Source organism: Spartinivicinus poritis (assembly GCF_028858535.1).
Taxonomy (GTDB): Bacteria; Pseudomonadota; Gammaproteobacteria; order Pseudomonadales; family Zooshikellaceae; genus Spartinivicinus; species Spartinivicinus poritis.
In genome coordinates, this window is record NZ_JAPMOU010000023.1 from 1 (window position 1) to 18,892 (window position 18,892).

An 18,892-nucleotide genomic window follows, 5' to 3' on the forward strand; every position below is an offset into this window, starting at 1 on the left:
AAGCCGAATTGAACAACGTTATCGCCGGTGTTAACACTGGATACAAACTGCTGGTCTGTAAAGCCTGACTCAAAAGTGATTACACCAGAAAAAACGTTTGAAGTAGCAACTAAACTTGCAGCAACGGTTATTCCTTTTAAAAGTTTTTGCATTAGCAATGCTCCTTTCTTTTAAAGTTAACATAAATGTCATTTTTAAAAAGCCAGGAGTTTTAGCAAATAACATGCCAGTCTTGTGCAGGCCAGAAATAACGTGCTAATATTAGCAATAATTTAATTAATAATTGAATAATATGTAAAAAAAACTAACTATTACTTCAAGCTGATAAGTAATACTGCTTTTGGATCAACTAACTAGCACTAATTGTGATTATTAGCTATTTCTGAAGTAACGACAGGTCAGATAACGCTTGTGGCAGTGGTATTCGGGATAAAGCTAGAGCAATAAGTGTAATCAAAGGCCAATAAAAAGCAGATATTGTTATTGGTCTTTTTATTAATCGTTATGAGTTTGGTTTTCAAATATAAGTAGACATGGTTTTGAATCACTATCAACTTATGCTCCACAAATTGGGTCTATAATCATGTCGCAATTAGCAAAACTTACTTCAGCGCTAGTCATAGAAAACGTCAAAGCAACTATAAACATAATTGATTTCAGCATGAAATAATCCTCTTCAATATTTACGCTAAGGGTCATAGATTGCATGATCATATTGCATTGTACATGCGACTAGTGAAGCGTTTTGTCATTATTAAGTAAAATTTAATATTGGTATTTTATTTGACTTATAATATAAATACCTCAATTCATACTGCTCCTGTCAAATACACTCAAATCGTTTTCCATAACCTATGGAGTGGAAGAAATATTAAAAGACTTGTTTTTGCTTTGTTTATAGTTTCCTCCTGTTAATTAACAGTTGTTGTGGCTGGGTACTCTTTTCCTAGAAAGACTGTTAATCTATCTGGACTTGTTGTTTGCACTACTTGAGAAAAGCCTGGTTCCATGATAACGACACTTTCTATTAATAACTATCGTTCGGTACTTAATTTAACTATGCTATTGGGGCCACTGACGGTTGTAACAGGACCTAACGGTAGTGGTAAATCGAATTTATACCGAGCGCTACGTCTGTTAGCTGAAACGGCGCAAGGTGGCGTTATTAACTCTTTAGCTAGTGAAGGTGGATTAGAGTCTACTATTTGGGCAGGCCCTGAAAAAATATCTAAGCGCATGCGCGATGGTGTTGTGCCAATTGAAGGTGGGACACGACAGGAGGTGGTTCGATTACGAATGGGGGTTGTAACGGATACGTTAGGCTATTCTATTTCCCTCGGTTTACCTGAGCCTTCACGTTCGGCATTTTGTTTTGACCCTGAAATAAAACGAGAAACTATTTGGGCTGGGCCATTTTATCGCCCTGCTTCAGTATTAGTTGATCGTAAGGGGCCAATGGTGAAAGTGCGCGATGGACGTAGTTGGAAAGTAGTCGAGCAGCATCTAAGTAGCTTTCAAAGCATGTTCGACCAACTATCTGATCCTATCGCTGCTCCAGAAGTTTTCCAAGTTCGTGAGATGATAAGGGGTTGGCGCTTCTATGATTACTTTAGAACAGATAAGGATGCACCGGCCAGGCAAGCGCAATTAGGAACACGAACACCAGTATTAAATCATGATGGTCGTGATTTGGCCGCAGCATTACAAACAATTCGAGAAATTGGTAATCATGAAGCGCTAGATAATGCTATCAGTGACGCGTTTCCAGGAGCACGCATTGATGTTGTACATCATAATGATGGACGCTTTTCTGTTGAATTTTATCAAGAAGGTCTGTTGCGACCATTAACAAGTGCAGAGCTTTCGGATGGCACGTTACGCTATCTATTATTAGTTGCTGCTCTGCTAACCCCAAGACCTCCCTTATTAATGGTGTTAAACGAACCGGAAACAAGCTTGCACCCTGATCTTTTACCTGCGTTGGCGAGACTCATTATCAAAGCCTCTGACAATACTCAGGTTTGGATTGTATCTCATGCAAGTCGTTTAATTGCAGCATTAAGTGATCATTACGAGTGCCATGGTATACAGTTGGAGAAAGTGTTAGGGCAAACTGAAATACAAGGACAGGGAATTTTGGATACGCCACCTTGGCACTATAGGGAGTAGGTTGAAAATGGAGCCATTGGATTGTAAAGACTTAGACTTATCAACTCATTTCAGTCAAAATACCTCGAGTGGCGTTCATTAGTAGTTATACCTCTAGATTGAGAGTCATGGATATTCAGCTTATAGTCATCATCGTTTTTACATTCATTATTCACTTGATTGGGACACTTGCTTATTCAGCTAGAATTGCTGGTACTCGGACAGGGCAAATTGCAGTATCATTTGCCCTCTTCAATATCATGATACTTATTTCAAGAACCTCAAATTCATTTCAAGGCCCTTTATTAGGTAAAAGAATTGAAGAAAGTATTAGTGCAGGCGTAATGGATTCTATTGTAGTAGATTTTAGGTTAATAATATTTTCTGCAACTATAGCAACAATCGTCGGTACATTAACAATGCCTAGTTTTCAAAGACTATTTACTAGAGCGGTAAACAGATTTAAAGCTTATGGTTCTGTACCAAAATTAGCAATGCGCGGTTTTACGCCGACAGGTTTATCTCAAATAATAAACTCTATTACTATACCAACAAAAGCAAATATTTTAGGTTTAGGAAGTAGGGAAAGAATTCCTTTAAAATTTATTATATTTAATATGATTGCTACAGCAGTTTGGACTATTGGTGTGCTTTCATCATTATATGCAGGATGTTTAGAACCAGAGCTAAGGCTTACTTCTAGTCAGTTATCATCGATTATCAATGGAATTGCGACAATTTTAATGTTTATCTACATTGACCCTCATGTGGCTGTAATGACTGACGACGTTGCTAAAGGAGACAGAAGTCAAGCATATTTTAGGCGCTCAATAGTTTGGTTATTAGGAAGCAGATTGTTAGGTACTTTACTTGCTCAAGTTTTACTGCATCCCGCGGCTATTTTTATAGTTGAAGTAGCAAGAATCATATAATTTAGCCGTGATAATAAAGAAGAGGGCGCTTGAAACACTAACCTCATACGAATGCCTAAACCAATCTGTCATATACCTCCTTGGAAAGCCCTCCGCGGCTAGCGGCTTTGGGTAGTGTCTCTGAACGCTTCTATTCGCCCCAGTTGAGCGGATTATGCAGGTAGTCCGAGGTCTTGCGCAGCATGTGGCAATTGTATCTATCGTATTTATTTATGTCATGACCTGTTTTATCTGCTTTTTTCCTATTGAGTAGTGTACATATATCACTGGCATTAAAGGTCAAAGGTCTTCAACAGATTATAACCACACAGCAGCAGTCAAAGGGCTGTAATACCTTTTACATACTGTTCACAAATAAAAACACAAAATCAACATAAAAAAATAAATACGGCACTAGAATTACTTTTCCTCACATAACGGAAAAGAAGAAAAATATGAATAAATATAGTTTACTTTTAACAGGAATGTTAACACTTGCACCATGTGCTTATGCTGAAACTACAGATGTGTTCTGTGCCAAGCTAGATGGAAGTGATTGGTATTGGTTAGTTGATAATGATAATAATCAAGTGAGTATCCCAGGTGTATGGGGAAAATCATGGGTAACAAGTGACTCCTACTTTCAATATTTTAGTGTCTCACAGAATGATTACCAGGGAGTCAATAGACTGTGTAAAGACAATTATGTTGCTCAACCAGCAAATAACCGATTCAATGATTGGTATGTCTTTAAAGTTAATGAATCAAATAATAATTACTTCGTTGCTCCAGGAAAAAAGGCGATATATGGCCCTGATCACGTTTTTTTACACTTTAGTGATATTCGATTAAAGCAAAATATCCAACCGTTAGAAAACAGCTTAGGCAAACTCAGTCGTTTAAATGGTTATAGCTATTCCTGGCGCTCAAATGACATTCAAGACAGTTTAGCTGACCAAACCGAATACGGTGTTATTGCTCAAGAAATACAGACTGAGTTTCCTCATTTGATTAAGCATGATAACCAAGGTTATTTACGCGTTGATTATCGTGGTTTGATTCCAGTATTGCTAGAGTCTATCAAAGCGTTAAAGGTACGGGTTGAATCCTTAGAGGCTAAACAGTAGTAGACTTTTTATGTATTAGATTACTCTTCAAACCTCCCCTTAATTACTTTATTTTTAGCTTGTTCAAAAGTGGCGATATTCACTTCGTATAAGCAAAATACGCTTAGTAAAAACTGTACTCCCTTGTTGTATCCCCCTTGCGAAGGGTGTATATCATCATAGTGGGAGTACAGTCATTTTAAAGTTGATATTGATGTTTTCAAAGAGATATCAAATAGATTAACTTACCAACTCATTTTGTCAGGTTGCCACTCGATATATGGCTGATGAATTTTTTGGGTTATTTTTTGTAGTGTTCCATTCGCTTTGAGTTTATGTAAAGCTTCTGAAATAATAGCGTCCATTTCTTCTCGATTTTCACCTTTGGGAATAACGACAGATGAGTCCCACTGATAATATAGTTTTCGTCGAACATTTTTAATTCTATTTTGTCGGATGTAACTGTCAACGGCATCTTGTTCCATAATGTATCCCTCAATCCTGTCATTCACAAGCATTGTTACTCCGCTTGCAATGGTGGTGAGTTCTTGTGTCTTGAAAGGAAAAAAGTGAGTATGCCCCATCATTGTAGCAATAGAGTGCTTACCTAGATTAATTCTGTTCAGGTTTGGCTTCGTTGCGTTTGTATATAAAACAAAAGCAACTTGCGTGATTTTTTCTGAAGCGTAAGCATAAGGGAGTGTTTCTTCTGCAATATGAGGTAATCTGATAAGAGGTATATGAAAATCTGCTTCGCCACTAACAACATTACTAAGCGAGCGAGCAAACGGGTAAAGGACAATTGAAATTTTTCCCTCTGTGTAAACTTTATCTATAGCTTGTACAACTTCTACAAAGCCACCTTTCGGTTGGCCATCTGGTCCATACTCAGAGTGAACAGGTAAGATTGCAAGACTTGCTTTTAAGTCCCTGGCATTTGCCTTGATAAACGTGATCAAAATGAAAAATATAAACCACCAAATGGTAATGCCATGAATGATCATTATTACAAGCTTTTTCAATAATAAGTTATCAACTATTTGCTAACATACTAGTATAGACCTTAGTGCACCTCGAATAATTGTTTTCTGTCACAGGCTTTCTGGTAAATTCGCAATCAAGGCGTTGCTTTGAAGGCATGCTGGTGGCCTACTGAAAAGTTTGAAGTCAATATTTAGGTACTCACCTGCTATGTTAAGTTTATTTAGTAATATACATCCCTTCACTATGAGGTCTTGTTAATTTAAAACCAAACTTTTCATATAACTCGGGAACATCAGCCATTAGGCATATATATGCACCTTTTGGTGCTTCCTTGTTCAGAAATGCCATAATGTGCTCCATTATTATTCGGCCTAATCCCTTACCTTGATGCTCAGGCTCAACAGCAATATCCACAATATCAAAATTTAATGCGCCATCACCGATAATTCTGCCCATGCCGACTGGTTTACCATTTAAACAGATATGCACGCCATAAACACTATTTGGTAAGGCTTTTACTGCGGCTTGTTTAGGCCTTGGACTTAACCCGGAAACCTTACGCAGGCGAAGAAAGTTATCCACATCAACGACTTCTTCTATAACCTGATACATCCACTTCTCCTAATATTACTAACGGTTAATGAGTTATGAATTGCAGAGTTATTTTAGTTCGGAATAATATGAGGTGAAATTAAAAATAAATATAATGTTTTGTGAATAAATAAAGAAAATGTAATTGTAAGTATAAACTTACTCGATAAAAAATATCACATTAATTAATACATAAGTCGGGTAGATAATTAAACTTTTTTTTGGTAGCTTGTTTGCCTGTTAAGACATGTTATTGCATGTTTTTTAAGGTAGTTAAATTAATAAAAACTCTAAACGTAAACGAAGGGCTATATAGAGAAGAGTCTACGAGGGCTATTCTCAAACGCCATTTGTGAAGGACTAGACCCAAGGAAAGATTATGTTAAAAAAAATATTGTTATCTTCACTCTTTGCTGTGACTTCAATAACGACTGCCTACGCAACAGAGGAAATAAATGAGGCAGAACGGCTGGCTGGTTCTTGTCAAGGTTCTTGGAGGCTGACCTGTAGCACGCCAGCTACGTGTAGTAATTTTTCGAGTACTCAAAGAGGTTATGTATCTGATAATGGCTGCTCGGTTCACTGGGGACCTCACCAGTCAATAGGTTGCTCTAATCCTGGTTACAGAGCGGTGACGGTGGGTAAAAGTGGTGATGATCGTTATACAGAATGGTATTTCAGTTATACCAATCGCGGTCGCTGCCCTGTGAAGGCTGTTGTCCATACCCCTGGCCAAAAAGTAAGCGTATTTAAGGTGCTGATTCAATAGTATTGCTGGTCTTATTCATTGTTTCAGTCAGGTATAGGCTATTCTAGGTTTTAGCTGAAACAATAAATATCTCATAACACAACTGGTTCTGAAGCTAGTTGTGTTGCCCCCCTTTAGGGTACCTCTAGTAAATCTGCATTCTTCCTCTTTCTTAACCGAACTAAACTGTATATTTTAAGTTCATATACCCTCAGGGTGGGGTGTTTTAGGGACGTGCATGAAATAACTTGCTAGATTTTTGTTCCAAGGCACTCGTTTGGCAAGGCGCAAAAAAGAAGGCATAGTGGGCCTACGTCGAGTTTTTGCAACACAGCCAAGCGGGATGGATTGGGGTCAAAACTGTCAGTTATTTCATGCACGTTCCTTAATGATGTAACTGGTATTTTATAGGGTAATCATATTCTATGGCTGGATATTGGCAGCAAATTCAACAACAGGGGCAGCAGCTTTTAAAGCGCACTTTTGATCGCCATCTTCGCTTGGCGGTAACAGGGTTGAGTCGTAGTGGTAAAACCGCATTTATTACATCGCTAGTCAATCAGTTGTTAGAAGGGAGTCATAGTCAGCAATTGCCGTTTTTTGAGGTGACTCAAGATGATCGCTTATTAGGCGTGCGGCGTGTACAGCAACCCCATCCAGAAGTGGCCAGCTTTCGCTATGATCTTGCACTGCAGTCGTTATCTGGTGATCTGCCAGAGTGGCCTGAGCCTACCAAAGGTTTAAGTGAAATACGGCTGGCGCTGCGTTTTTTGCCAGCAACTGGATTGTCTAGCTGGCTTGCTGAGCCTGTAACATTACTGCTGGATATTGTTGATTATCCAGGGGAGTGGCTACTGGATTTACCAATGTTGGAGCAAAGCTTTCTGAGCTGGAGTGAGCAGCAGTGGGCGCTACTCAACCAGGCACCGCGCGTGGAGCTTGCCAGTGACTGGTTGAGCCGTGTAGCGGCTCTTGATTTTACCGAAGTGGCAGACGATCAATTAGTCCGTGAGCTTGCTGAGCAATATACAACACTTATCCAACGATTTAGGGTAGAGCTGGGGTTACACTTTTTACAGCCTGGGCGTTTTTTATTACCAGGTGAAATGAAAGGCGCACCGATACTCAATTTTTTTCCTATTCCTGTAGCCTCGCAAGACAAAAAGACCAATGACAGTTTGCTGGCAGAATTAACCCGTCGTTATGAGAGTTATTGTGAACAGGTAGTCAAGCGCTTTTATAAAGAGCATTTTGCTCAGGTTGATCGACAAATTGTCTTAGCAGACTGTTTACAACCCTTAAATGCAGGGCCAGGCAGCTTTAATGACTTACAACTGGCACTGGAGCAAATTGCAGAAAGCTTTAGTTATGGTAAAAGCAACTTTCTTACTCGACTATTTTCCCCCAAGATAGATAGGCTGTTGTTTGTTGCAACCAAAGCAGATCATGTCACACCTGACCAGCATGGTCATCTGGTGAGTTTATTAACGGAACTGGTCCAGGGTATTAAACGACATGTGCGGTTTGATGGTATTACAGTTGAGTCGATGGCATTAGCATCAATTAGAGCAACTCAGGCAGGTTTTTGTGATTATCAAGGGAAGCAGGTTCCTGCAATTGAAGGCCATCAGTTAACAGATCGCAGCTTGTTGACCTTGTTTCCTGGTGATGTACCTAACTCACCTCCTAAAGCTGATTACTGGCAGAAAAAACCGTTTCAATTTGTTGAATTTTTTCCGCCAGCCAAACAACTAAATCAGCCGCTCCCTCATATTCGGATGGATCAGGCGCTGGATTTTTTACTGGGAGATAAATTGCAATGAGCAAACAAGATGAACAACTGCATCAGGCCATTCATTTTGATAAGCCATTAGCTGAACAGCAAGAGCCAGATAAGATCCAGCAACGTCAGGATTTTACTGCTGACCAGTTTACTCCAAAGCTGGAGCAACCTATTGAGCAAGTTTTACCTGTGGCACCTCGACCAACTAAATCCTTAACTGGGCGCTGGCTGCTGATTGCTGCAGGGTTGGTGGGTGCAGGAGCATTAGCAGAGGTAACTTGGTTTTTAATTGACCAGTGGCAGCAGAGCAGCTTGATTGCAGCCGCTTATACTGCAGGTATTGTACTGCTGGTAACCTGTCTTAGTAAGGTGCTGCTTGGAGAGCTTCGCAGTTTATCTAAGTTGAAAAAACTTCGACAATGGCAGCGAACAGCTAATCGTTTACAGCAAAGTGAACAACAAGGAGAGGCGATACGCTTTGTGAAACGGCTAAGTCAGCGGAGTGGTTATCATACGACAGATGGTTATCAGCAGTGGTTAAGCGCTGTTAATAGCAGCCACAATGATGCAGAGGTCATTACGTTATATAGTCAAACGGTGTTGAAGCCGTTGGATAGTCAAGCCGAGCAGGTCGTCTATCGTTGGTCCTCAGAAGCGGCCTTATTGGTGGCAATCAGTCCACTGGCTATTACGGATATGCTGATACTAGGATGGCGTAATATTAAAATGATCGATAAGTTATGTGAGGTTTATGGTGTCAAACTAGGCTACTGGAGCCGTATTTCCCTTATCCGTACGGTTTTTCGAAATATGATTTATACCGGAGCTACGGAGTTGATTGCGGATATTGGTATGGATTTATTAGGTGCAGAACTGGCAGGCCGGGTGTCAACTCGCTTCACTCAGGGAATGGGGGCTGGGTTACTTACTGCCAGATTGGGTTACCAGGCGATCAATTTATGTCGGCCGATCCCTTTTTCTGTCAAACAAAAGCCTCGCTTGAAACATATCTATGGGCAGTTAATGACTTATTTGAAGCAACAGTTTATGGATAACTTACTGGCGAGTGTTAAGCCTGGTAGTCAGCAGCAATTAAGTAAGAAAAGTAGTGATATGAACAATGTTAATCAAGAAATAGAGTAAAATAAGGGCGCATTTTATGTTGGAGGTATAAGCCCTCCAACAATTTTACTTAACAGCAACTAGCCATCTAGCAAAGATTAACCAGCAAAGTTGCTCGCAACAAACTCCCAGTTAACTAATTGCCAGAAGGCTTTCAAGTAGTCAGGGCGAACATTACGGTAGTCGATGTAATAAGCATGTTCCCATACATCAACAGTGAGCAACGGTTTTTGGTTGCCGGTTAAAGGGGTGGCTGCATTACTGGTATTGACAATTTCCAGGCTGCCATCAGGGTTTTTAACCAGCCAGGTCCAACCAGAACCAAAGTTATTAACCGCTTTATCTGTTAATTGGGCCTGGAAATCAGCAAAAGAGCCAAATGCGTCGTTAATTGCTGTAGCCAGTTCGCCAGTAGGCTCGCCACCACCATTGGGGCTTAAGCAGTTCCAGTAGAAAGTATGGTTCCAGACTTGGGCTGCGTTATTAAATACGCCACCTTCAGAGTTTTTAACAATATACTCTAAGTCTTTGCCAGCAAAGTCAGTACCTTCAATCAGGCCATTTAGCTTAACGACATAAGTATTATGATGCTTACCATAGTGGTAATCTAAGGTTTCTTTGGAAATATGAGGCTCAAGCGCATCACGTTCGTAAGGAAGAGCAGGCAGTTCAATAGCCATTTTTGGTTACTCCATTTATTATTCAATCAGGCTTAATAATAGGGTATGTCTTATATAGACAATAACTTCAAATAAGGCAATACAGTGACATCATTTTTACATGCTTACTTTTACAGCAGTTATCTTTTGTAAAAAAGATGTACCACTAATGTGTTGCATATTACTCAAAGATTGCCTTGCAATAACTATCTTAACTAGCTTTCTTTGCGTTCTTTCGTTAGCCTTGCTGTGAATCTATACCCTACAGGCTTCAGAAGTAGGCAAATCATAGCACTCAAGTGGTGCCTTTTCTACGGGATAAAAAGTAGGGTTAATTGAAACCTGAATACCTCATAAACTATCCAGGTTTAAGGGGTAGTTAATTGATGAAATATTCGGGTTAAAGCGCTTGCCTATTTGTTTCGTATGTACCACTAGTGACTTTGATTCTGGAAGTACCTGGCAGGCTTTCTATGGTGTTTCTTCCCATCAATTGTGAAGGAGTAAAATAACCACCTTCACCGCGGTAGTGCAACAAGTGTTGTACAGCTAATAAAGTGCCTGCCACTGTTAGTTGGTAGCCATTGGGAGTAGTTAGATAGGCTTGTTTGATATCCCCTTGGTCATTTCTTACTTCTCCCCAAACATACACTTTGCTTTGTAACCGCTCTTGCTCTGATGGGCCGCGGCATTTACGTGATGCTTGATATTTTAAAAAGCGTTGAATAGGCGATAGCGATAGTAAAGGACGGTACCAACGTAATCGCCGCAAGCGATGAATACCCACAGGTGACAAAGGAATATAAACTTCGATATTAGGGATATGGGTTGAAAAATAAGCGGTAGCGACATCGCCCCAAGGAATCGTGACAGCCTGCTTGGCGCCATTACCGAAGTCGATTTGGCGCTGTCGGTAGCCAAGCGGTACAGTTTTAATAATGCCATTTTCGCGAACTTTACAGCCGAGTTTTAACCCTTCAATAGCGGTTTTCATCGTACCAGGGCTTAACTGGCTTTTGTTATCAAAGCCTAGTGCTAAATAATTAGCATCAGGCAATGCATTTTTAAGGGTTGCAGCAATACAGTCGGTAGGAATGACATCGAAGCCTACACCAGGGCACAGTACTACATTCGCTGCTTTCGCTGCCTGGTGTTGCGCAAAAACTGCTGTAAATACATCGATTTCTCCTGTTATATCAAGATAGTGAGCACCTTGCTTTATACATGCTGAGACTATTGCTTTACTGGTGGTGGAAAAAGGGCCTGCACAAAGCACCACCAGATTAATATCTGCCAATGCTTGGTTGATAATATCCTGGTCAGTCAAATCAAAAATACGATAAGACAACCCTAGCTCTATTGCTAAGGGGGCAATTTCTTGATCGTTGCGTCCAGCCAAAATAGGCTCTAGCCCTTGTTTTACCGCATCTTTAGCTATTAATTGGCCGGTATAACCATTGGCACCATAAATAAGCCACTTAGGAGAAAGTTGAGTTTTTATTGTTCCTGACTGGCTTTCCAGCATATGTTATAGCTCCGGCAACTGATGTAGTAAGTGGCAGGGGTATCTATCTAAAACTTTCTATTCAGAACAAAATGATTCAGGTTTGACTCAGGGTTAGTAGGCTATTAGGGTGCGTGGAGTTAATCAAGGAAATTGTGACTTGGTTATGATGGCATCAGCTGAGTGATATACAGTCAATCGGTATGTCAGAAAACAAGTGCTGCAATAAATAAGGTAGTGCTAGTTTATATTGTGCATGTATCACAAGTAGTATGGTTAAACTTAAGTAATAAAAAAGTCTATTGGTGAATAGTAACCAATATTCTACAATGGCTGGCAATGTAAAAGGGTGAGAAGTTTTACGATGACTGATAACCGATACGATGAATATGATGATTTACCCAGTGTATCGATTGCAGATGATGATATTGATAGCAGACATTATGGCAGACCAAAAACAATCGTGAAGAAGTCCAGTCCACTGCTTGCATTTGTCGTCTTCCTGTTAGTGATAGCAGTAGCTGCATTGGGAGGGGTTGGTTATTTAACCATTGATAAGCTTAGAAAAGAAAACGCCAGTCTTAAAAAGTCTCAGCAAAAAACGCTAACTATTTTAAGTGAAGTGACGGGTAAGGTGTCAGCTACAGGGGCAGATTTGGCTAAAACTGCTTCTAAACGTGAAGCGCAACGTGTCAAAATGAAAGAGCAGCTGGAGTTGGCCCATACTGAAATTCGTAAGTTATGGGACTTATCTAACAAGCGTAACAAACCAGAAATTGCAGCTAATCAGCAAACCGCAGAAAAAAATGCAAAAGCCATTGCCAAGTTAACCAAGGAGTTGGGTGACAAAGGCACTGCAGTTGAGCAGTTAGCAAAGGACTTTAAAACAAGTCAAGCCAAAATAGCTAAGCTAACCTCTGAGTTAGCCAAGTTGAAAAAAGCAAATGCCAAGCTGAGTAAGCAGTTGAGTAAACAACCAAAGTCTAACCCAGCGGATGACACGGCAATTTCTGTATTAACAGAGCAACTAAATCAGCTGGAGCAAACCGTTGAAACCCTTTCAGCTCAGCAAAAACTGGCAGGCCAGCAAGATAAAGCCAAGCAGGCTGATTTACTCAAGCAGGTGGAAGCTCATGCTGATACACTAAAAGCAATTGATGCATTTAGGCGGCAAGTCAATAGCCAGCTGCTTCAGATTAAGAAAAAACTAAAGTAATCAGGTGTAGAAAAAGCCCACTAAAGGAGTCTTTCTTTGACTGTTTTTAGTGGGTTTCAATACGTCTTTTACCTGGTATATCGTTTTGTTTTTTGGTGTCTAGTGATCCGCATGTAAAATAAGGTAGCAATTTTACATGTGTACTACTAGCAACCTGAACGATATACAACAGATATCTGCTTATCATTTATTTTGTCTACTGATTCTTATATCGAAGAATATTGTTAATAATTCAATAAAAATAAGTTGGTTTAGTTCACGCCAAAAACCAATGACACCGCTATAATCCATTGAACTGAGGCAAATCATTTTTTTTGGGCTGAGGCTCGAAGTGAAAACTATTGGCGTGATGATTTATGAATCAAGAGTAGTATGCTGGAAATCATTTCACCATAGTCAGTGAGTTAACCTATCGCCAACGAGCCTTATATAAAAAAAACTGTACCTGCGCTAGCGGGTATGACTAGAGTAGTTATCATGATGCGGTTAAGTTCTTCTTTATTGTTGCCAGTATCACTGTTAAGTGTATTGTTGATAACAGCTTGTACTAGCAACCCCCCTGTAGAACCCAGCATAAAACAACAGACTTCCTTTAATACAGTCCCAACCAATTATGACTATCAGGGGGCTGACTATAATAAGCAGCTAGGTGCTTATGCGCAGCGTATCCAGTATGCAAATAAGTGGCTGGAAAATAGTAGTAGCTATGACTTGTTTAGTTTTTATAAACCTAAGCGGGAGACGTTATCCCTAACAGCGACCAACTGGAGACAGCTTAAACAAAGTGTTACCAGTGATTTATTACACAAGCCTGTTGTTCAAGTACGCTTCCATATTCCCAAAAATATTAAGCAATCATTGCTCAGAGCTTTCAAGCAGCAAAAAGGCCTGTTAACTCCAGCCCTAAAGCTGAACTCAGCCAATGAAATTATTCCTGACATAGAAAAAACAACACTGTTGCATAATTGGTTTAAAGAAAAACAGCAGTTTAGTTTGCTTTCTTTAAAAAACACCCTGAAATACCATGTGCGCTTTGTTACCAGTGTTGAAAGCCAATGTCCAAATCGAGAACAGCAAGGCATGACAAACTGTGTAATGAAAAGCTGGGTATTATCTAATAACTTAAATTTAGGTGATGACCATAGTCCTTATAACTTGTCATACCTGAATAGACTGCTGAATGAGCACTTGCCTAAAATTGGTTACATGATTATTCCGGATCAGCCTTTGGTTGAGTCCCCTGCAGTTGTGCATATGAAGTTTGCAGACCACTCTAAAACCTTGACTTCAGCGACACCTCAACGGCGTGCAGCTGACATTAGTCCTTATTTTACTGCCAGCCGTATAGACTTTGTGTTAGTTGATTCTGCCAGCCAGCAATTGGAAGGAAAGCTGACTAAGAACAGTGCTTACTGCGAGGCTAAGTTGCTACAACTTGAGGCGCTTGATGCATTGAAAAACAGTGTTAAACCTACACTTAAGCAGCGTCAGCAAATCATGGCATACACTGACAAAATTGCCAGTGAGTTTTGTAAAAATACTTTAAAACAACTCATTAAATAAACGGCATACCTAAAATATAGAGTGTTTAATGGCGTTAGCCTTTGGATTTGAGGCTGGACGCTATAAAGGCCCTTCCAAAAAATATAATAAGTTGAATTTGTGATGCCCGTATAAATTTTTATTACCTATTGTTTAAATTTATTGAGATTTAGGCAGACTAACAGGTTTGGGGCATCAGCCTATCAAAGGCTTAATGGACTTTTTAGAGTCAGTCTACAACTGTAAGATTAATCTGAAAAAAATCACTTATATGGGGATACGCTAACCATTTGTCTTATCTATAAAAGAATAGATGTATACAGAGTTAGGCTGAATTTTAGTATGACACGACTATTTATTTTTATTCTGCATTTCAGGAAATACTGTCCATGCTGAAACTGGGCTATAAACACAGTGCAAAAGGAGCAATATGGTTAGTAGGCAATAAAGTAGTTATTGGTAATGGCACCACTTGTGACTTTATTGTAAAAGACCCTGCAATTGCGGAAGAGCATGTTAGTATTTTTATCCAAGGTGATCAGGCTACCCTAATCGACTTAACAGGTGGGATTAACACCTATGTTAATAATGAACCTGTTTTAAGAAACCGTGTATTACTTGCTGGTGATACCATTCGAATTGGCTCAACTGAGCTATTAATTTCTGACCCGAAACAAGTAAGAGCACCTGTTCATAACCCAGTAAAAAAAGTGACAGGTTGGTATCTTAAGCCAGTCAATCATGATCTTGCTGAAAATACCATAGCTGTTACTGATCAACTATTAGTAGGGCGTGCTACTGATTGCGACCTGTGTTTATCTTCTCCTCATATATCCCGACGTCATGCGGAGCTATATCTGGTTGATGGCTTGCTGTTTGTAAAAGACCTTATTTCTGCCAATGGCTCTTTTATTAATGATCTACAGATTACAGAAGGTCGGCTTCGTACGGGTGACTTAATTACCTTTGATCAATACAGCTTTGTGGTAATTGGCCCGCCTGAAGATCAGAGCAAAACCAGAGTTAGGCCAAAGTCGCAAACAATGACCAACCAAAATTATCATAAAACCAGTACTGGCTTTATACCGCTTAATCAGTTGAATAGTAATTTGCAACAACAAGAGTTATTAAATGCAAGTAAGTCTGATAGTAGTGGTTTCAAGCTCTGGGGATGGGGAGCTTTACTACTGATTTTATTGACACTGCTCTGGTGGTTTAATTTAATCAGTTAGTCGTTCATTAAATGTGTAGACCTAAAAGTGGACTATGATCAGTACAGAAATAATAGCTTCTTATTCGATTATTTCTGTAGTGACTGCTGTTTTTACTGAATTAGCAATAAAACACTTTTCATGAGACAAGTGATGTATTTCCTCCAGCTGTTGTCGGGTTGGTTGGTTGCCAATGAAGGTGATCTGTGGGCGTAGAGTGACTTTTGTCATTGCCATTTTACCATCAGAATCTTTTGCTAATGTACCTGTTGCATTGTCTACATACTCTTGGATGATAAACTTCCGTTGAGCGGCAATCGCTAAGAAAAATAGCATATGACAGCTTGATAAGGCGGCTACAAATGCTTCTTCAGGATCAACATTGGCTTCTTCTGAGTACGGCAGGGGAACAATATGGGGAGATGATGAAGCAGGTATCGTGAGCCCTCCATCAAATGACCAGGTGTGAGCTCGACTGTATTGGTGAGTTAAAAAGTCTTCCTGTTCAGCTTTTTGCCACTTAACGATGGCTGTGTATTCAGACATGTGCTGTTTCCTTTGAAAAAATCAAGGTTGACGTATATTAACCGAGGGGTTTGTACATATACTCTTTTATTGTATCAAGTGCTTGGAAATTAGGTATCCCCTCTAGAATATTGGTAGATTCAGTAAATGGATAATCTAAATTGCTTTGCCATTTGGTTATGGATGTTAAATTAGTTGCAGGAAGTAATACCATCTGCTCAATTGTAATAATCAGTTTGTTGGCGAGTAACTTTGAGGGATTATTGATTTCCCAGTTATAACGGCCACAGCCTATACGAATATTTTGGTTGGCTTTTTCTCTCATGACTACTAACCAATCGCATGAAAGATCCGTTTGAGTGGCTTGGATTGAGTCTAGTAGGCAATAGGTGTAAACATTTTCGAAAGATTGGTTGAAATTAACCACTAATGTATCGGTAATATCAGTGATACCAATGGTGGTAGCTGGAAAATCAATATTAGCGGTTTTATTTTTTATTTCCAAAATAGCATGGCTGGAAAAGGCATTTTTCATTAATTCTGGTTTGTTTTTATCTTTCGCTAGTATATAGGTGCGTATTACACTTTCAAAATGGCTATCGAGTGAACTATTCATATTCTGTTTCTATTCTTCAAATAAAAAATGACTGACTAATGTGCATTAACTATTTTGCTGTTCTATATTTAGTAGTATTTGCTTAGCTTCTAAGCCACCGGCATAGCCAACTAGTTTGCCATTGTTGCCAATAATACGGTGGCAAGGGATAAAAATAGACATGGCATTAGCGCCATTTGCGTTGGCAACCGCTCTAATTGCTCTTCTATGGCCTATTTTTTCCGCAAGTTGAAGATAACTGGCGGTGGAGCCAAAGGGAATGTCTATCAATGCCTGCCAGACGGTTTTTTGAAAAGGGGTGCCAACCATCAATAAAGGAATAGCAAAGGTATTTCTTTCCGCATTAAAATATTCTGTCAGCTGTTGTCTGGCAGCTTGTAGAATATCACTATCTTCTTCAACAAAGATTGCGTTAAGTCCTTTAGTCAGCCTGTTATCAACGGTAGTTCTTGCGTCTCTATATTGCCAGTCACACAAGCAAAGTTGACCATTATATTCACCTAAGATTAATTGCCCACAGGGTGAATGATAATATTGAATATTTATTTTGTTCATGAGCTATTACAGTGTTTCTCCATTAGCAATGGACCGATGATAAGGTTGCAACTCTCTAATTGCTTTAAAAATAAGCTGGTTTTGTGGATTGCTGATGGCAACCTGTACATCACCACCCCAGTGGACCAGCCGTTCCTGACAAATACCACAGGGGCTGAGGATTAAATAATCAGTTTGCTCGACAAAATTTTACCTGACTGGGTTCTAATTACCGCAGCTCTTCCAAAATCCACTGGATAACGTTGCTCAATAAATGTTGTTGCTGTTATGGGTCTAGGTGTCAAGTTGGGTAACAGTCTTCAAAGCTATTTATTCTCTGGCAAGACGTTTTTTTGCAGACATAGTGGCCCTATGTCAAAGAAAAGCAACTGTTCATAAGTATTCACGCTACCGCCCTTGGGATACGCCAAAAATATAGTTAGAAGTTGTAATTGAAAATGAGCCTTAGTCTGAATGTCCAGGCCCTATTCTATCTAATGACGTATTCAAACTAAGCTTTATTATGCCTGCAAAATTGTGACTAAGTTAACAGTATATAGGCTCGTGGTAAAGCTATAGGGAATGAAGCAACTAGTGGTCACAATCAATAGTTTATCTTGAGAGTAAGGTGCCTAAGATTTTATCAAATGTACCATCTTCGTATATGGATTTAAGAGCTTTATCTAACCTTGGTTTAACCCAATTTGTATCCTTATGAGTACGGGAGAACATAATATAGGCATAAGGATCATCACTGCCATATTCTGTGTAACCAAGATTACTCACTAACTCTGGGGTTACTCTTTTGGCATCTGTTAATCCAACATGAAGGGAGTCTATATACATTTGTACCCTTCCTTCATGAAGAAGTCCTAATGCTTGTTCACCTTTATTAACAAGGTGCAGTTTAATACTGTGCTTTTTGAGCCCATCCTCATACCAATAGCCTCTTATTCCTGCAACTGTAGCATGATATGTAGCTAAGTCTGACAACTGGTGAAACTTAACTCCTTTGGGATACTCAGATTTTTTATAAAATACAACATTAGGTGTTTTATTTACAGGATATGCAGAAAATAAAAAGTCTTGCATTCGCTTCTCTGTTTTATTCCATGAAAAGGTGGCTACACTATAGCCATCTTTTACGTTTTCTGAGGCGCGTTTCCATGGCATAAATGTATAGATGGGTTTAAGCCCTGCTCTATTGCAGGCTTCTGTTACAATTTGAGTAACAACACCATATCCTGTTAGTTTTTTGGATATAAATGGAGTCCACTCTCCAGTGGTGAAGGTTACCGTCGGTAGCTCTTTTGCACTGCTTGATGATAGGTAGGCTAATAAAATTACACTATAAATAATCCTCTTAAGCAGGAGCGCTATAGGCTTTCTGGCTGAGATAAGAGTTTTCATAACTATTCCATTTTTTCTGTTTGTATCAAGACCTGCTTTATTGCGTTAATAATATTTTAGTTCAAAGAGTCAAAATAGACATAAACCTAAAGCGTAGGGTTGTTAGAAGAGGGCATTGAATGATGAATTCCCATGAGCCTATAAATAACAAAGGATAGGGAGCATCTTGGCAGTAGTGGTATCCTAATCACCATGCACTTACTGTATTTCCACCAATCTTGGTGTTCAAGAGTGATGATAATGAACCCTAAAAGTCACTCGCTACTAGTTTTCGCCAATTAT

The 18,892-nt window shown here is 39.5% G+C and carries 17 protein-coding genes; 9 read left to right on the forward strand and 8 right to left on the reverse strand.

Annotated features, from left to right (window positions below; translation table 11 throughout):
• Positions 1–1,008 precede the first annotated feature (1,008 nt).
• The 3 genes from ORQ98_RS16890 (at position 1,009) to ORQ98_RS16900 (ending at position 4,186) form a co-directional block, all read left to right on the forward strand.
• Entirely contained in the window at positions 1,009–2,169 is a 1,161-nt protein-coding gene (locus ORQ98_RS16890; protein ID WP_274689981.1) for an AAA family ATPase, read from the forward strand.
• A 107-nt stretch (positions 2,170–2,276) separates the two neighbouring features.
• Positions 2,277–3,080 carry a lipid II flippase Amj family protein gene (locus tag ORQ98_RS16895; RefSeq protein ID WP_274689982.1) on the forward strand — a complete coding sequence of 268 codons (804 nt, stop codon included), beginning with the start codon at positions 2,277–2,279 and terminating at the stop codon, positions 3,078–3,080.
• Between the two features lie 434 nt (positions 3,081–3,514).
• The gene (locus ORQ98_RS16900; protein ID WP_274689983.1) at positions 3,515–4,186 is read left to right on the forward strand and encodes a tail fiber domain-containing protein; all 672 of its coding nucleotides are present in this window, start codon (positions 3,515–3,517) and stop codon (positions 4,184–4,186) included.
• Positions 4,187–4,410: 224 nt separating this feature from the next.
• Here ORQ98_RS16900 and ORQ98_RS16905 read toward each other — a convergent pair whose 3' ends face one another.
• Together ORQ98_RS16905 and ORQ98_RS16910 are read right to left on the reverse strand one after the other, a co-directional pair.
• Positions 4,411–5,169 carry a substrate-binding periplasmic protein gene (locus ORQ98_RS16905; RefSeq protein ID WP_274689984.1) on the reverse strand — a complete coding sequence of 253 codons (759 nt, stop codon included), beginning with the start codon at positions 5,167–5,169 and terminating at the stop codon, positions 4,411–4,413.
• 196 nt (positions 5,170–5,365) lie between these two features.
• Positions 5,366–5,761, reverse strand: a complete 396-nt coding sequence (locus ORQ98_RS16910) for a GNAT family N-acetyltransferase (RefSeq protein ID WP_274689985.1) — start codon at positions 5,759–5,761, stop codon at positions 5,366–5,368.
• Positions 5,762–6,119: 358 nt separating this feature from the next.
• On the opposite strand from ORQ98_RS16910, the gene ORQ98_RS16915 reads away from it, so the two are divergent.
• The 3 genes from ORQ98_RS16915 to ORQ98_RS16925 all read left to right on the forward strand — a co-directional run bounded on the left by ORQ98_RS16915 (position 6,120) and on the right by ORQ98_RS16925 (position 9,414).
• Positions 6,120–6,509: a hypothetical protein gene (locus tag ORQ98_RS16915; protein WP_274689986.1), complete on the forward strand. Its 390-nt coding sequence runs from the start codon at positions 6,120–6,122 to the stop codon at positions 6,507–6,509.
• Between the two features lie 404 nt (positions 6,510–6,913).
• Complete coding sequence (locus tag ORQ98_RS16920; RefSeq protein WP_274689987.1) at positions 6,914–8,311, forward strand: YcjX family GTP-binding protein; 1,398 nt, start codon at positions 6,914–6,916, stop codon at positions 8,309–8,311.
• Positions 8,308–9,414, forward strand: coding sequence for a YcjF family protein (locus ORQ98_RS16925; RefSeq protein WP_274689988.1), 1,107 nt, complete (start codon positions 8,308–8,310; stop codon positions 9,412–9,414). Before ORQ98_RS16920 ends, ORQ98_RS16925 begins: the two co-directional genes overlap by 4 nt.
• 77 nt (positions 9,415–9,491) lie before the next feature.
• Here the strand turns inward: ORQ98_RS16925 and sodB are convergent, their stop codons facing one another.
• Positions 9,492–10,073, reverse strand: a complete 582-nt coding sequence (gene sodB / locus ORQ98_RS16930; RefSeq protein ID WP_274689989.1) for a superoxide dismutase [Fe] — start codon at positions 10,071–10,073, stop codon at positions 9,492–9,494.
• Between the two features lie 379 nt (positions 10,074–10,452).
• Entirely contained in the window at positions 10,453–11,577 is a 1,125-nt protein-coding gene (locus ORQ98_RS16935) for a saccharopine dehydrogenase family protein (RefSeq protein WP_274689990.1), read from the reverse strand.
• A 343-nt stretch (positions 11,578–11,920) separates the two neighbouring features.
• Between ORQ98_RS16935 and ORQ98_RS16940 the strand changes: the two genes are divergently transcribed.
• The 3 genes from ORQ98_RS16940 to ORQ98_RS16950 all read left to right on the forward strand — a co-directional run bounded on the left by ORQ98_RS16940 (position 11,921) and on the right by ORQ98_RS16950 (position 15,546).
• Positions 11,921–12,772 (forward strand): coiled-coil domain-containing protein, encoded by an 852-nt coding sequence (locus ORQ98_RS16940; protein WP_274689991.1) that lies wholly within the window; start codon positions 11,921–11,923, stop codon positions 12,770–12,772.
• A 477-nt stretch (positions 12,773–13,249) separates the two neighbouring features.
• Positions 13,250–14,335: a hypothetical protein gene (locus tag ORQ98_RS16945; protein WP_274689992.1), complete on the forward strand. Its 1,086-nt coding sequence runs from the start codon at positions 13,250–13,252 to the stop codon at positions 14,333–14,335.
• A gap of 368 nt (positions 14,336–14,703) precedes the next feature.
• Positions 14,704–15,546 (forward strand): FHA domain-containing protein, encoded by an 843-nt coding sequence (locus ORQ98_RS16950; RefSeq protein ID WP_274689993.1) that lies wholly within the window; start codon positions 14,704–14,706, stop codon positions 15,544–15,546.
• A 60-nt stretch (positions 15,547–15,606) separates the two neighbouring features.
• On the opposite strand, the gene ORQ98_RS16955 is transcribed toward ORQ98_RS16950, so the two are convergent.
• From ORQ98_RS16955 to ORQ98_RS16970, 4 genes are all read right to left on the reverse strand, one after another.
• Positions 15,607–16,071 carry an OsmC family protein gene (locus tag ORQ98_RS16955; protein WP_274689994.1) on the reverse strand — a complete coding sequence of 155 codons (465 nt, stop codon included), beginning with the start codon at positions 16,069–16,071 and terminating at the stop codon, positions 15,607–15,609.
• A gap of 37 nt (positions 16,072–16,108) precedes the next feature.
• Positions 16,109–16,666 (reverse strand): hypothetical protein, encoded by a 558-nt coding sequence (locus ORQ98_RS16960; RefSeq protein WP_274689995.1) that lies wholly within the window; start codon positions 16,664–16,666, stop codon positions 16,109–16,111.
• Positions 16,667–16,711: 45 nt separating this feature from the next.
• Positions 16,712–17,221, reverse strand: a complete 510-nt coding sequence (locus ORQ98_RS16965) for a methylated-DNA--[protein]-cysteine S-methyltransferase (protein WP_274689996.1) — start codon at positions 17,219–17,221, stop codon at positions 16,712–16,714.
• Positions 17,222–17,812: 591 nt separating this feature from the next.
• Entirely contained in the window at positions 17,813–18,610 is a 798-nt protein-coding gene (locus ORQ98_RS16970; RefSeq protein ID WP_274689997.1) for a substrate-binding periplasmic protein, read from the reverse strand.
• Positions 18,611–18,892: the final 282 nt, after the last annotated feature.

Excerpts from the sequence above, each read along its gene's own strand:
- ORQ98_RS16890 (WP_274689981.1), top strand. The coding sequence starts at position 1,009 with ATGATAACGACACTTTCTATTAATAACTATCGTTCGGTACTTAATTTA.
- ORQ98_RS16895 (WP_274689982.1), top strand. The coding sequence starts at position 2,277 with ATGGATATTCAGCTTATAGTCATCATCGTTTTTACATTCATTATTCAC.
- ORQ98_RS16900 (WP_274689983.1), top strand. The coding sequence starts at position 3,515 with ATGAATAAATATAGTTTACTTTTAACAGGAATGTTAACACTTGCACCA.
- ORQ98_RS16905 (WP_274689984.1), bottom strand. The coding sequence starts at position 5,169 with ATGATCATTCATGGCATTACCATTTGGTGGTTTATATTTTTCATTTTG.
- ORQ98_RS16910 (WP_274689985.1), bottom strand. The coding sequence starts at position 5,761 with ATGTATCAGGTTATAGAAGAAGTCGTTGATGTGGATAACTTTCTTCGC.
- ORQ98_RS16915 (WP_274689986.1), top strand. The coding sequence starts at position 6,120 with ATGTTAAAAAAAATATTGTTATCTTCACTCTTTGCTGTGACTTCAATA.
- ORQ98_RS16920 (WP_274689987.1), top strand. The coding sequence starts at position 6,914 with ATGGCTGGATATTGGCAGCAAATTCAACAACAGGGGCAGCAGCTTTTA.
- ORQ98_RS16925 (WP_274689988.1), top strand. The coding sequence starts at position 8,308 with ATGAGCAAACAAGATGAACAACTGCATCAGGCCATTCATTTTGATAAG.
- sodB (WP_274689989.1), bottom strand. The coding sequence starts at position 10,073 with ATGGCTATTGAACTGCCTGCTCTTCCTTACGAACGTGATGCGCTTGAG.
- ORQ98_RS16935 (WP_274689990.1), bottom strand. The coding sequence starts at position 11,577 with ATGCTGGAAAGCCAGTCAGGAACAATAAAAACTCAACTTTCTCCTAAG.
- ORQ98_RS16940 (WP_274689991.1), top strand. The coding sequence starts at position 11,921 with ATGACTGATAACCGATACGATGAATATGATGATTTACCCAGTGTATCG.
- ORQ98_RS16945 (WP_274689992.1), top strand. The coding sequence starts at position 13,250 with ATGATGCGGTTAAGTTCTTCTTTATTGTTGCCAGTATCACTGTTAAGT.
- ORQ98_RS16950 (WP_274689993.1), top strand. The coding sequence starts at position 14,704 with ATGCTGAAACTGGGCTATAAACACAGTGCAAAAGGAGCAATATGGTTA.
- ORQ98_RS16955 (WP_274689994.1), bottom strand. The coding sequence starts at position 16,071 with ATGTCTGAATACACAGCCATCGTTAAGTGGCAAAAAGCTGAACAGGAA.
- ORQ98_RS16960 (WP_274689995.1), bottom strand. The coding sequence starts at position 16,666 with ATGAATAGTTCACTCGATAGCCATTTTGAAAGTGTAATACGCACCTAT.
- ORQ98_RS16965 (WP_274689996.1), bottom strand. The coding sequence starts at position 17,221 with ATGAACAAAATAAATATTCAATATTATCATTCACCCTGTGGGCAATTA.
- ORQ98_RS16970 (WP_274689997.1), bottom strand. The coding sequence starts at position 18,610 with ATGAAAACTCTTATCTCAGCCAGAAAGCCTATAGCGCTCCTGCTTAAG.